Source organism: Acinetobacter sp. NIPH 2699, from assembly GCF_022549355.1.
Lineage (GTDB): Bacteria > Pseudomonadota > Gammaproteobacteria > Pseudomonadales > Moraxellaceae > Acinetobacter.
Map to the genome: position 1 here is coordinate 264045 of NZ_JAKZGL010000002.1, position 12632 is coordinate 276676.

Annotated in this window: 14 protein-coding genes; 9 read left to right on the forward strand and 5 right to left on the reverse strand. The window is 40.7% G+C overall.

The window, feature by feature from the left end; translation table 11 throughout:
• The first annotated feature begins 126 nt into the window (after positions 1-126).
• The 6 genes from MMP72_RS03150 to MMP72_RS03175 all read left to right on the forward strand — a co-directional run bounded on the left by MMP72_RS03150 (position 127) and on the right by MMP72_RS03175 (position 5048).
• Complete coding sequence (locus MMP72_RS03150) at positions 127-1059, forward strand: RluA family pseudouridine synthase (RefSeq protein ID WP_241314424.1); 933 nt, start codon at positions 127-129, stop codon at positions 1057-1059.
• Positions 1060-1079: 20 nt separating this feature from the next.
• Complete coding sequence (locus tag MMP72_RS03155; RefSeq protein ID WP_241314426.1) at positions 1080-1757, forward strand: HAD-IA family hydrolase; 678 nt, start codon at positions 1080-1082, stop codon at positions 1755-1757.
• A 74-nt stretch (positions 1758-1831) separates the two neighbouring features.
• On the forward strand, positions 1832-2530 hold the full coding sequence (locus MMP72_RS03160) for a YafY family protein (protein WP_241314428.1): 699 nt from the start codon (positions 1832-1834) through the stop codon (positions 2528-2530).
• 51 nt (positions 2531-2581) lie between these two features.
• Positions 2582-3190: a glutathione S-transferase family protein gene (locus tag MMP72_RS03165; RefSeq protein WP_241314430.1), complete on the forward strand. Its 609-nt coding sequence runs from the start codon at positions 2582-2584 to the stop codon at positions 3188-3190.
• Between the two features lie 327 nt (positions 3191-3517).
• Positions 3518-4570 carry an MBL fold metallo-hydrolase gene (locus MMP72_RS03170; protein ID WP_241314432.1) on the forward strand — a complete coding sequence of 351 codons (1053 nt, stop codon included), beginning with the start codon at positions 3518-3520 and terminating at the stop codon, positions 4568-4570.
• 46 nt (positions 4571-4616) lie between these two features.
• Positions 4617-5048, forward strand: a complete 432-nt coding sequence (locus MMP72_RS03175; protein WP_241314434.1) for a GNAT family N-acetyltransferase — start codon at positions 4617-4619, stop codon at positions 5046-5048.
• A gap of 12 nt (positions 5049-5060) precedes the next feature.
• On the opposite strand, the gene MMP72_RS03180 is transcribed toward MMP72_RS03175, so the two are convergent.
• From MMP72_RS03180 to MMP72_RS03190, 3 genes are all read right to left on the reverse strand, one after another.
• A complete protein-coding gene (locus MMP72_RS03180; protein ID WP_241314436.1) occupies positions 5061-5477 on the reverse strand; it encodes a DoxX-like family protein in 417 nt (138 codons plus the stop codon).
• Complete coding sequence (locus tag MMP72_RS03185; protein ID WP_241314438.1) at positions 5474-5914, reverse strand: DCC1-like thiol-disulfide oxidoreductase family protein; 441 nt, start codon at positions 5912-5914, stop codon at positions 5474-5476. Before MMP72_RS03185 ends, MMP72_RS03180 begins: the two co-directional genes overlap by 4 nt.
• Positions 5915-6006: 92 nt before the next feature.
• Positions 6007-7527 carry a catalase gene (locus tag MMP72_RS03190; protein WP_241314440.1) on the reverse strand — a complete coding sequence of 507 codons (1521 nt, stop codon included), beginning with the start codon at positions 7525-7527 and terminating at the stop codon, positions 6007-6009.
• Between the two features lie 540 nt (positions 7528-8067).
• Here MMP72_RS03190 and MMP72_RS03195 point away from each other — a divergent pair.
• Positions 8068-8520 carry a hypothetical protein gene (locus MMP72_RS03195; RefSeq protein ID WP_241314442.1) on the forward strand — a complete coding sequence of 151 codons (453 nt, stop codon included), beginning with the start codon at positions 8068-8070 and terminating at the stop codon, positions 8518-8520.
• Positions 8521-8596: 76 nt separating this feature from the next.
• On the opposite strand, the gene ptsP is transcribed toward MMP72_RS03195, so the two are convergent.
• Positions 8597-10891, reverse strand: a complete 2295-nt coding sequence (gene ptsP / locus MMP72_RS03200; protein ID WP_241314444.1) for a phosphoenolpyruvate--protein phosphotransferase — start codon at positions 10889-10891, stop codon at positions 8597-8599.
• 92 nt (positions 10892-10983) lie between these two features.
• A complete protein-coding gene (locus MMP72_RS03205; protein WP_241314446.1) occupies positions 10984-11460 on the reverse strand; it encodes an RNA pyrophosphohydrolase in 477 nt (158 codons plus the stop codon).
• 184 nt (positions 11461-11644) lie between these two features.
• On the opposite strand from MMP72_RS03205, the gene MMP72_RS03210 reads away from it, so the two are divergent.
• Both MMP72_RS03210 and MMP72_RS03215 read left to right on the forward strand, forming a co-directional pair.
• Complete coding sequence (locus MMP72_RS03210; protein WP_241314448.1) at positions 11645-12295, forward strand: HAD family hydrolase; 651 nt, start codon at positions 11645-11647, stop codon at positions 12293-12295.
• Between the two features lie 81 nt (positions 12296-12376).
• Complete coding sequence (locus MMP72_RS03215) at positions 12377-12619, forward strand: DUF2789 domain-containing protein (RefSeq protein WP_241314450.1); 243 nt, start codon at positions 12377-12379, stop codon at positions 12617-12619.
• Positions 12620-12632: the final 13 nt, after the last annotated feature.

Below are 12632 nucleotides of genomic sequence, written 5' to 3' on the forward strand. Positions count from 1 at the left end.
CCGTGTGATGAATATACCAAACCTTGCAGCATCTGCCTATGGGCTAAGTTTAGGTTTCTTGTGAAATAACTGAGCTAAGTGATCATTTTTTAATCGTATTTAGCAAATCTTGGATTAATCGAGCGTATGAATTCTACACAGCAATGGCAAACTGTCACTTGGTTTGAAGTGGATGAGCATCAATTAGAGCAGCGAATTGATAACTTTTTATTTACCCGATTAAAAGGTGTGCCAAAAAGTCGAATTTATCGTTTAATTCGCGAAGGACAAGTTCGTATCAACAAAAAACGTGTGAAAGCGGAGACACGTTTGGCGATTGGAGATCAAATTCGTGTTGCGCCAATTCGCTATGAACAAAAAGATGAAAGCGATGTGCCTGTGAGCGATGGTGTGGCGCAAAGTCTGCTCAGCCGTGTCGTGTATGAAGATGAAGGCCTGTTAGTCGTGAATAAGCCATCTGGTATCGCAGTACATGGCGGCAGTGGCGTTGCGTATGGCTTGATTGAGGCTTTACGTGCGGCGACAGGAAAAAAATATTTAGAGTTGATTCATCGTATTGACCGTGATACCTCTGGTTTGGTGATGATCAGTAAAAAGCGCAGTACCTTAAAACTACTACAGGATTTACTACGCGAACATAAAATACAGAAAACCTATACCGCGATAGTCAAAGGGCAAGTCAGTTTAGATCAACAAATGATTGATGCACCTTTGCTTCGGTATGAGCTTTCTAATGGTGAACGTCGTGTTCGAGTCACCAAAGAAGGTAAGCCAAGTAAAACCGAATGGAAGGTGGTAGAGCGCTTTAAAACAGCAACTTTGATCAATGCTTCACCTTTATCTGGTCGTACCCATCAAATTCGTGTACATGGTTTAAGTATTGGTCATCCACTGATTGGCGATGATAAATATGGACACAACACGTCTTATGCGGGTCCAGAAGCCAGACGCTTGTGTTTGCATGCGATGCGTTTGGAAATACCCAACTATCCAGTGATTGAAGCACCGATGCCTGAAGATATGCAACAGGTCATAAACGAGTTGAGAAAAAAGCCTTGAGCCAAATTGATAAAATAGCAATGAGCCAACGCATTGAGCTGGTGATTTTTGATTGGGATGGTACTTTATTCGATTCAGTGGGGCAGATTGTGGCAAGCCTGCAATATGCCGCACAACAATTCCAGCAACCGTTAACCGATGAAGCTGCAAAAAGTATTATTGGTTTAGGCTTGCCCGAAGTGATGCAAACCTTATTTCCTCAAGTGCCACATTTACAACAAGATATTTTGCAATGCTATGCAGATCATTATGTTGCGAACTCTAAAGGTGATGCTTGGTTTAGTGGGGTTGCTGAATTATTGGCTGATTTAAAACAACAAGGGCTTAAACTTGCGGTTGCCACAGGGAAAAGTCGTAAAGGTTTGGATCGCGTACTGAATCAAACCAATAGCCATGATATTTTTGATATTACGCGTGCTGCCAGTGAAACCAAGTCCAAACCAGATCCATTGATGCTGCAAGAAATTCTTTCGGAAATGGAGGTTGATGCAGCGCGTGCGATTATGGTGGGTGATACCAGTTATGATCTTGAAATGGCACAAAATCTGAATATGCACCGTATCGGTGTCAGTTATGGTGTGCATAGCATCGAAACTTTGCAACAATATCAGCCGCTCACCATTGTAGATAGCGTGCAGGATTTACATGGCTTTTTACACGGCGTATTACAATCATCCGCTTTAACTGAAGTTGAATAATTAAAATTTTTGAAAGAATATGAGAATGATGAGGGACGCATTTCCTCATCATTCATAATAAAAATAGGAAAACCATGAGTCGTTCAATTCGTTTACTCAATCTTTTACAACTTTTAAGAGAATATCGCTATCCAGTGACTGCAAAGGTGTTGGCTGAACGTTTAAGGATCAGTCAACGTAGTGTTTATCGCGATATTGAGAGTTTGCGAGAACAAGGTGTCAATATTGATGCGGCTGCTGGTTTGGGTTTCCAACTTAAAGAAAATTTCTTACTCCCACCGATGACCTTAAATGAAACAGAAATCGAAGCCATTTTCTTAGCTTTAAATTGGTTAAGTGACATTCCAGATCAAGCTTTAAAATCGGCATCGACCTCTGTGCTAGCGAAATTAAATGCCGTATTACCAGAGCATTGTCAGCATTTATTGCAACAAACAACCCTCAGATCAATCCAAACATGGTTGCCTGTTGATGAGCAATTGGTGGAGCAAGTCCGAGTCGCGATTCGTCAACAAGTTAAAATTTTGGTCGATTATGCCGATGAGCAGCAGCGAGTCAGTTCAAGAGTGTTGTGGCCGTTTGCATTGGGCTATTTTAATGATCGTATCGTTTTAGCGGCATGGTGTGAACTGCGTAATGGATTTCGACATTTCAGAATTGATCGGATACAACAACTGAGTTTAAGTCAGGAATTATATCCACATTTTAAACAACAACTGTTTCAACAATGGTGGGTACAAGAAGTTTGTCGTTCGACTACTGACAAAAACTGACAATCAAAACAATTAAATTGAAATGAGACCAACAAACAAGGAAATATCAAAATGGCTCTAAAATTATATACAAATTCTTTTTCACGCGGTGTGGTTGTCGATTGGTTACTGATCGAGCTTGGTATTGAATGTGAACGCATTGAAGTTGCATTTGATACGGAAATGAAAACACCTGAATATTTAAAAATCAATCCTTTTGGCAAAGTGCCTGTTTTAGTTGATGATGGTATCGTGATTTATGAGTTGGGCGCAATTTGTGCCTATTTAGCCGATAAATGTGTAGAACAAGGTTTAGCGCCTGCATTGGATGATCCTCAACGTGGTATTTATTACAGATGGTTATTCTTTATTTCTGGACCTTGGGAAGCAGCAGCAACCGACCGTATGCTAGGTGTAGGAGTTAATCCTGAACAAAAGTCTTCTGTCGGCTATGGCGATTATGATGATGCTTATAATGCCTTTGTGGTTGGGTTAAGTGAAGCAGCTCCCTATTTGTGTGGAGAGCAATTCACTGCTGCGGATGTGTTGGTGGCAGCAATGTTATTTTGGCAGTTAAAAATGAATGAGATAGAGCCTCATTCTGCAATAGAACGTTATTTAGAAAATGTCAGTCAACGACCAAGTTATCAACAGTTCGCTGCATTCTTTAGTAATGTATAAGCAATAAAATAAAGCAAAAAACAGCCGTATTATTCGGCTGTTTTTTTTATCAATTTTGCATATTGGAAAAAATAGGGGATTACCTCAGCTTACATAAATTAAGTAAACAATAAGGATAAGCAATAAAATTATATTGACTCGAATCAAGAAAGTCAGCATAACTAAGAACCTTATGTGAGGATTGAAGTCGGTCATTTGGATGCAATTAAATCGACTAAAAAGTCATACAATTTATTGATTTGAAAAAAATAGATTGAAAGACGCCTTATCATTTAATACATACTCGCTGACACCTGATGCGATTGGATTCCACCAAAGAAGACGTACATGAAAGATAAGCCGACATTAACCTATCAATTGCCGACACAATCTTGCTTGAGCCACACTTGGGAGAAACCTCCATTTCCACATGAGGCCTCTGAGCATTGTGGTATTGATCGTTTTTATAATTTGGAAAGACCCTTAACATCTTTAGGTCGTAAAGGTTTATTTAAATGGCTTGCGACACGTAAGTCTTTTACTTGGCGTGTCGATCCTGCGCATGAGTTGAATTTGCGCAATCAAATGTTGGAATTGCCACAAAACCGTCCGCATGCAGATCTCAATGATTGGCAAATGTGGTTTATTGGTCATGCCACTGTTTTGATTCAAATCGGTCCTTATAATTTTTTGACTGATCCTGTTTGGTGTGAATATGCCAGTCCACGGCAAGGGCGAGGACCTCAACGTGTTTGTTCCGCAGGCATCGCTTTAGAACATTTGCCAAATATTCATGGCGTCTTGTTAAGTCATAATCACTATGACCATATGGATTTGGCGACTTTGGAGTGGTTACATCAGAAGTTTGAAATGCCAATTTATACGGGTTTAGGTAATGGTTTTTACATGCCGCAACATTTTCATGTTATTGAGATGGATTGGTGGCAGGAGATACCGTTTCATGATGAGCTGACCATCGCTTACACCCCAGCACAGCATGCTTCTGGCCGTGGAGTCCGAGATCAAAATAGGGCATTGTGGGGCGGTTTTTCTCTTTTAGCTAAAACGGGGCATTGCTTCTTTGCTGGTGATTCGGGCTACGCGGAACATTTCAAACAAATTCATGAACGATATGGTGATGCAAGAATTGCATTACTGCCGATTGGTGCGTATGAACCGCGTCAATTAATGCGTTATGTGCATATGAATCCACAAGATGCATTTCATGCACATTTAGACCTCCATGCTCACCGCTCTTTGGCTATTCATTATCGAACTTTTCAGTTGACGGATGAAGACCGTGATACACCTGAACATGAACTGATGCATGCGATGAAATCATCTTCAAAATTGATTAGCCCTTTTTATTGCATTCGTGAAGGACATTTTATTCGAGCATAATGGTTAAGCCAAATGTTGATTTGTCATTGAAAATGAGAGAAAAACGATGATGTTAGATGATGTGCATCCTGAAAATTATGCAGAGCTGCTTATTGTTTGGGAGGATTCAGTTAGAGCCACACATGATTTTATTACTGAGGAAGATATTGAATTCTTTAAACCGATTATCATGGAACAGGCTTTTCCTGCCGTTACGCTAAAATGTGTGAAAGATGATACAGGTACAATTCTTGGCTTTGTTGGAGTTGCAGATCATAAAGTTGAGATGTTGTTTATTCAAAATGCAGCAAGAGGGCAGGGAATTGGCAAACAATTATTAGTTTATGCCGTGGAGCAACTCGGTGCGACACAAGTGGATGTGAATGAGCAGAATCCACAGGCTGTTGGCTTTTATCAGCATTTGGGCTTTAAAGTGGAATCTCGTTCAGCTTTGGATGGTATGGGAAAACCTTTCCCGATTTTGCATATGGGCTTGTAGATTGTATGCTTTTTATTGCTGAAAGGTATTTTTGGCATTGTGTAGTGAACTTATACACCATAATGCAATCACTGAAAGGCTCGCAAGTGCAATATTCATGACAACGGGATTGAAAGCCTGGTAGATTTTTTCAGGATAAATGAACAAAACGAAAATAAATAAGCCAATCAGACTGATAATGCTGAGCCAATGCAAATACTTGTGAGTTAAAAATAAAAACAGACTACCAAAAATGATCTCGGCAATGCCCGACAGTGAAATCATCCATGCAATATAAGGCATAGGCACATTGAGTTGCTGCCAAACATATTGCTCATCTTGTACCTGAAAAATTAACTTGGGAATCAGCCCCTGATAAATCCAAAGGCTTGCAATAATCAATTGACAAAATCTTAAGATTTGTTGAATAGTCTGGTTCTGGCTATTCATGTTAAGACTTCATCCAATAGAAAATGCTGCTGAGTTTCAGGTGCCACTCGATAGCATTGTTCGGTTTTACCAAATAGGCGATAACGATTGAGCGCAATACGACGATAAGCAAAATCACGTATTACTTTAGGGATAACACTCGTATATTTTAAACTGGCATAAGGGGAGTCTAGACGTTGAATGATGCGAAGAAAGGCGGTCGATTCGGTATAGCATTGACCATTTTCCAGTAATACCATCGTTTCAAAATGATCAGTAGGAAGATGGCAATAGGCGAGGAGTTGCTGTCCGATATTGGATTGGACAGAGACCAGTTTGAACAGATACTCAACATCATGCTTGATCATAAAATCAGCCCATGCTGAGCACAGCACACACTCTGCATCAAACAAGATGATGTTATTGGTTTGAATCAGCTGCTTTAATGATTTTGGCATGGTTATTTTTCTAATTGAATATTGAATAAATTGTTACCTAACTGCATTAAAAAAGCCACCCGAAGATGGCTTTTATTTTAGCATTTCAAAGCTTACAGAAAGCTTGGTAAATGACGCGCTGGATCAGTTGCACGTGCAGCTTGAGCATCTGCAACTGTTAAGCCTAATGCTTGCGCAACACCTTCACCATATGCAGGGTGACACGCATAACAGTTACGAATATGGCGATATTTGATGAAGTCTAGTGCATCGCCCATTGCACCTGCCGTATTGTCAAATAATGCTTGTTGTTGTTCTGGTGCCATAAGTTCAAACAGTGCACGAGGTTGACTGAAGTAGTCATTATCATCTTCACGATAATTCCAGAAATCAGCATCACCATTGATTTTTAATGGTGGTTCTTTGAACTGTGGCTGCTCTTGCCATTGACCAAAACTGTTAGGTTCATAGTGTGGCAAGCCTCCATAATTGGCATCAGTACGACCTTGACCATCACGGTGATTACTGTGAACAGGGCAGCGTGCTGCATTGACTGGGATTTGTTGGTAGTTCACCCCTAAACGATAGCGTTGCGCATCGGCATAGTTAAACAAGCGTGCTTGTAACATTTTGTCTGGTGAAACACTAATGCCGGGGACGAGATTGCTTGGTGCAAAAGCCGACTGTTCAACATCCAAGAAAAAGTTTTCAGAATTACGATTTAGTTCAAACTCACCGACTTCAATCAATGGATAGTCGCCGTGAGGCCAAACTTTGGTTAAGTCAAATGGATGGTACGGTACTTTTTCTGCATCTTGCTCAGGCATGATTTGTACACATAAAGTCCATTTCGGATAGTCGCCACGTTCTATGGCATCGAATAAATCACGTTGATGGCTTTCACGATCTTCACCCACCAATTCACCTGCTTCTGCATCAGTGAGGTTTTTAATCCCTTGTTGGGTTCTAAAGTGGAATTTCACCCAGTAGCGCTCATTCGCTGCATTAATAAAACTATAAGTATGACTACTGAAACCATGCATATGACGATAGCTGGCAGGAATGCCTCGATCTGACATGACAATGGTCACTTGGTGTAAGGCTTCTGGCAGTAATGTCCAAAAATCCCAGTTGTTGGTGGCACTACGCAGGTTGGTCTTAGGATCACGTTTAACTGCTTTGTTTAAATCAGGGAATTTTCGTGGGTCACGTAAGAAGAACACTGGCGTGTTATTCCCGACCATATCCCAGTTACCTTCTTCGGTATAAAACTTGAGGGCAAAGCCTCGAATATCACGTTCAGCATCGGCCGCACCGCGCTCACCAGCAACAGTGGTAAAACGGGCGAACATTTCAGTTTTTTTGCCAATCTCACTAAAAATTTTAGCGCGAGTGTATTGAGTAATATCGTGAGTGACCGTAAATGTACCAAATGCACCTGAACCTTTGGCATGCATACGACGCTCAGGAATCACTTCACGAACAAAATTGGCAAGCTTTTCATTTAGCCATAAGTCTTGGGCAAGGAGTGGTCCTCGTGCACCGGCAGTTAAACTATTTTGGTTGTCAACGACGGGCGCACCAAAGTCTGTTGTCAGTTGGCTATAAGGACATTTTTTGTCATCTTGGCTCATGTTTCTTCTCCGTCAGGATGATCTGCATGAAATCAGCCTGACTATTCCGTTATGAAAGTAGGACCGTTACAACCTCATCATTGGCCAATTGGGTATCGTGATAGATGCCTAAATATTTACAATGATTGGATTCAGCCTTTGTATTTTTACTTTAGGTGGATAAAACTCTTTTTTCCAATGGATTAAAGTTGATGTCTTAAATGCTTTATTCGATTGAAGCTGTTTAAATCTTAAACTCTAACTTGGCTGTTGTTGATATATAAATTGTTAAGAAGTTTAAAAAATATTTGAAAAATAGATGTTTATTTTGCATTTTTCTTGGATGCCAGCGATCAAAATGGGAAGTTGCTTGCATGTAGGAAAAGTGAATGTATTTAAATGGCCTATCGCAGATGCATGTTGATGTTGTGTAAATAAGCTGATTGTGCAGCTTCAATCGTTATGGGATTTCTACGGTTAAATGCTAGAAATATGTAAGTAAAAATGCATTGATTTTGTTTTATGCTATTTTTGAGTTTAGTTTTACTAGAGATTAAAAAAATGAGAAAACTAACATATAGCTTTGGGGTATCACTGACTTTGCTGGCTGGTTGTAGCTCAGTTCCTCATACGGGTGATATGAAAACCAATCACTCAAACTCCGTAACGGTCGAGTTTGTTGGAAATACAACTTATAGCGTAGCACCACAGCAGGGGGTAGTCAGTTTGTATGCTGTGGAAACAAGCATGGCCGATGTACCAGCGACTTTGATCCAACAAAAGCAAGTTCAGGTTTCTCAGATACCGTTTACAGTCAATTTTACAGTAGCGGCTGACCATAAAAAAAGCATTCAACCTCAGGTACGAGATGATGCTAACATCACTTATTATGTGACATGGCAGTCGAATACTCAGCATTTAACAGGCAAAGATGCAATTGTGATTGACTATGACCGTAAATTCCCGCGTGTCACTTTGGGAAGTGGCAAGCAACAGATTTATTTACGACAATAAGATAAACAGATATCACAACAAAGGGTGACGCTCATAAGAGGATCATCCTTTTTTATTTGATACTGATTAAACAGATCTAGGCGTTCACTAAGCGATTTGATTTGACCATATCCGCTAAACCATGTGTTCTAAAATAATGCTCTAGCCAGCTCTTAATCAGCAGTGGATTATTCATACGCAGGACTTCGTCTAATAACCGTTTTGCATCACTCATTGGAATATGACAAATCGCCTTACGGACCCTTAAAATATTACTTGAGCTCATCGACAGCGTATCGAAGCCCATCGCCATCAAGAGAATTGCAGACAATGGATCTCCTGCCATCTCACCACAAATACTAATCGGTTTTTGATATTTATGGCAGTCTTGTACCAGTTGTCGTAGTGCTCGTAAAACTGAAGGGTGAAGATGTGAATAGACATTGGCAACATGCGGATTATTCCGATCGACAGCCAGTAAATATTGCGTTAAATCATTTGAACCAACAGAAAAGAAATCAACCAGCTCTGAAAACTCATCAATTTGAAACAGCACGCTTGGTACTTCAACCATAATCCCAAGTTTGGGCTTGGTAATTTTGACTTGTTCTTCTTCTTGAACCGCAATCCAATCTCGTTCAAATAAATACAGCACTTCTTCAACTTCACTGACACTGGTCACCATGGGCAGTAAGATATGAAGATTGTTTAAACCAATACTGGCTTTTAGCATCGCACGGATTTGCGCAGAAAAAATCTCAGGATGATCCAGCGTAAAGCGTAATCCACGCCATCCCAAAGCTGAATTTTCTTCTTCGATACTGAAATAGGGTAGATCTTTATCCGCACCAATATCCAGTGTTCGCATAATCACAGGTTTATTGGCAAAATGACTGAGTTGTTGACGGTAAATCGCACGTTGTTCTTCTTCACCGGGGAAGCGTTCACGGAGCATAAATGGAATTTCACTACGGTATAATCCCACACCTTTGGCACCGCGTTGCACACCACGCACCACATCAATCATTAAGCCCGTATTGACGAATAACGGGATCGCAACACCATCAGGCGTAATCGCATCTTTGGTCTCATATTGCTTTAAGTCTTTAGCAATTTGTTCTTCTTCTTTCTGAACTTCTTTATAGCGTTGACGTAAGCGACGTGGTGGGTTAACAAAGATACGCCCTTGATAAGCATCGACAATCATCTCAATGTCATCAAGCGTAGTGATTGGCAATTCTGTTACACCAACGACAGTTGGAATACCAAGCGCACGAGCAACAATCACCATATGTGAATTGGCAGCACCTTCAGAGGTTACAATCGCTGCAATATTATCAACAGGAAGTTCAACCAGCGCAGCGGTACTAATTTCTTCACCGATGAGGATACTATCGGGGCTAAGCTCACGGTGACTGGTATCATTTTCTTGTAAGCAAGCTAAAATTCGACGACCTAAGTCTTTAAGGTCGGAAACCCGCTCTCGTAGATAGTCATCTTCCATTTGTGCAAAAAGTGCCACATGTTTATCAATGACTTTACGGACAGCACCTTGTGCCCAGCTTCCTGAGCGAATATGGTCTTTAATTTCACTCGGTAATGCATTTTCATCCAACATCCGTAAGAACACGCTAAATAAAGCACGTTCTTCCGACATCAGAGAGTCTTTCATTTTCTCATCTAAGGACTGAATTTCGACACGGACTGCGGCAATCGCCTGATCGAGTAACTCTAACTCATCGCTAATATCTTCTGCTTCACGATCAGGAATCACGGCTAAATCAGCAGGGGGGTAAAGTACAATCGCACGGCCTAAGGCGATACCACCAGCGCCAGACACGCCTTGAAAGGTCTTATACGTAGAGCTGCTGTTGGGTTTGCGGAAAACGTCAATGTTACCTACGGCATGCGCATGCGCGATAACACCAGACAGTTGTGCACATAGCGTCACTAGAAATGATTCAGCCGCTTCACTAAAGTCTTGTGATTCTTTATTTTGAACCACTAAAACACCCATGACCTTACGGCGATACATGACAGGCACGCCAAGGAATGAGTTAAATAGTTCTTCACCTGTTTCAGGCAAATAGGCAAAACGTTCGTGTTTTGGCGCATTGTCTAAGTTGACAATTTCTTCACGTTGGCCCACTAAACCGACGAGTCCTGTACCTACACTTAAAGAAACGTGTCCAACGGATTCAGGATTTAGACCTTTTGAGGCCATCAGTACATAGCGACGATTCCGCTCATCTAAGAGATAAATAGAGCATACATCCACATGCATCGCTTCAGCCACATGATTGACCATTATGTCCAAAGAATCATGCAAACTGACGGACGCATTAATTTCTTGCACAATGCGTCTGAGTGTGTCGAGTTGCATGTTTGACATGGATGTTTACTCCAATTTATAAATCGTTATATGCCTATATATAACAGCCTTATTGCCAAAAATCATTGCTTAAAATGATGATTTCATAACAATTAACGCTGAGGTAATTGTATGCACAACTCCATCATGGCTTTACGGTAAACATCACGCTTGAAGTTGACCACTTGACCTAATGGATACCAGTAACTCACCCATTGCCATTCATCGAACTCGGGTGGGTCTGATAGGTTTAACTGAATATGATGAGGCGAGGCCGTTAACTTCAGTAAAAACCACTTTTGCTTTTGTCCAATACATACCGGATCTGAATCTGACCGAATGTACCGATGTGGCAAACGATAACGCAGCCAACCTTTAGTTTGCGCTATAATTTGGACGTGTTCGGGCAATAAACCGACTTCCTCTCTCAGTTCACGATAAAGTGCCTGCTCAGGGGTTTCTCCAAACTGGATACCTCCTTGTGGAAATTGCCAAGCATTGTGACCAATGCGTTTTGCCCATAAGACGTGTCCGTCATCGTTTGCCAAAATGATCCCGACGTTGGGTCGGAAACCTTCTGAGTCGATCATTTGGCTACCTAAATTTTGTCTATATCGTTGACTTTGATATCGGGGACAGTCACGCTTGCACGTCCAACACGAAAAAGATCAAAGTAAAATGTTTAAAATTGCTATGATCTTAACGAATTTTTAGTGACTTACGGAAATAGATTTACGTTTTTTTTCTTTAATTTGCATTTAAATGAGCATTTATATGAAATTGGCTTTGTTTGATTTAGATCACACCCTGTTAAATACCGATTCTGACCATTCTTGGGGTGAATTTTTGGTCAATGAAGCTTTGGTCGATCCAGTTCATCATCGTCAAATGAATGACAAGTTTTACGCAGACTATAAAGCAGGGCAACTTGACCCAATTGCCTATAATGAATTTGTGTTTGAATTTTTAACTCAACACGACAATGACTATTTAACAGAGTTACACCAGTTGTTTATGCAAAAGGTGATTCGTCCACAAATGCGTCCTCAAGGTTTTGATGCGATTAAGCGACATCAGGATTTAGGTCACACGATTGTTGGGATTACCGCAACCAGTGATTTTATTACTGCGCCGATCTTCCGTGAATTTGGCATTACCGAAATTATTGCCACCAATGCTGAAGTGATTGATGGCAAATATACGGGTAAGGTGACAGGGGTACCATGCTATCAAAAAGGCAAGCTGGTGCGTTTGGATCAATGGTTAGCAGGCCGTGAGGTCAATGAATCTTGGGCTTATTCCGATTCGATTAATGACCGTTTCTTATTGGAATACGCAACGCATGCGATTGCGGTGAACCCTGATAATCGCTTGGAAGTGCTTGCACAACAACTAGCGTGGGAAATCCAAGATTGGTCGATTTGAGTTGCTTCTGATGACTTTAATTTTTCGACAAACATGCTATGTTGATCTTTCAATAAGATGAAAGAATAGGAAAAATAAGTCATGAATAATGTTAGACCAAGAATGACCAATTTATTTGAACAACTTGGCTTGGATTCAAGCGAAACGGCAATTGCACAATTTATTGATAGTCACCAACTTGATGCTGATATTAGTATTGTTGATGCGAGTTATTGGACGGATGGTCAGCGACAATTTTTAGCAGAAAAAATAAAGTCCGATGGTGAATGGGCGATTGTTGTTGACCAATTAAATGAATCTTTGCATGAAGATTCAGTGAAGTAATCATGATCAAAGA

Coding starts and splice junctions, on each gene's coding strand:
- MMP72_RS03150 (WP_241314424.1), top strand. CDS start 127: ATGAATTCTACACAGCAATGGCAAACTGTCACTTGGTTTGAAGTGGAT.
- MMP72_RS03155 (WP_241314426.1), top strand. CDS start 1,080: ATGAGCCAACGCATTGAGCTGGTGATTTTTGATTGGGATGGTACTTTA.
- MMP72_RS03160 (WP_241314428.1), top strand. CDS start 1,832: ATGAGTCGTTCAATTCGTTTACTCAATCTTTTACAACTTTTAAGAGAA.
- MMP72_RS03165 (WP_241314430.1), top strand. CDS start 2,582: ATGGCTCTAAAATTATATACAAATTCTTTTTCACGCGGTGTGGTTGTC.
- MMP72_RS03170 (WP_241314432.1), top strand. CDS start 3,518: ATGAAAGATAAGCCGACATTAACCTATCAATTGCCGACACAATCTTGC.
- MMP72_RS03175 (WP_241314434.1), top strand. CDS start 4,617: ATGATGTTAGATGATGTGCATCCTGAAAATTATGCAGAGCTGCTTATT.
- MMP72_RS03180 (WP_241314436.1), bottom strand. CDS start 5,477: ATGAATAGCCAGAACCAGACTATTCAACAAATCTTAAGATTTTGTCAA.
- MMP72_RS03185 (WP_241314438.1), bottom strand. CDS start 5,914: ATGCCAAAATCATTAAAGCAGCTGATTCAAACCAATAACATCATCTTG.
- MMP72_RS03190 (WP_241314440.1), bottom strand. CDS start 7,527: ATGAGCCAAGATGACAAAAAATGTCCTTATAGCCAACTGACAACAGAC.
- MMP72_RS03195 (WP_241314442.1), top strand. CDS start 8,068: ATGAGAAAACTAACATATAGCTTTGGGGTATCACTGACTTTGCTGGCT.
- ptsP (WP_241314444.1), bottom strand. CDS start 10,891: ATGTCAAACATGCAACTCGACACACTCAGACGCATTGTGCAAGAAATT.
- MMP72_RS03205 (WP_241314446.1), bottom strand. CDS start 11,460: ATGATCGACTCAGAAGGTTTCCGACCCAACGTCGGGATCATTTTGGCA.
- MMP72_RS03210 (WP_241314448.1), top strand. CDS start 11,645: ATGAAATTGGCTTTGTTTGATTTAGATCACACCCTGTTAAATACCGAT.
- MMP72_RS03215 (WP_241314450.1), top strand. CDS start 12,377: ATGAATAATGTTAGACCAAGAATGACCAATTTATTTGAACAACTTGGC.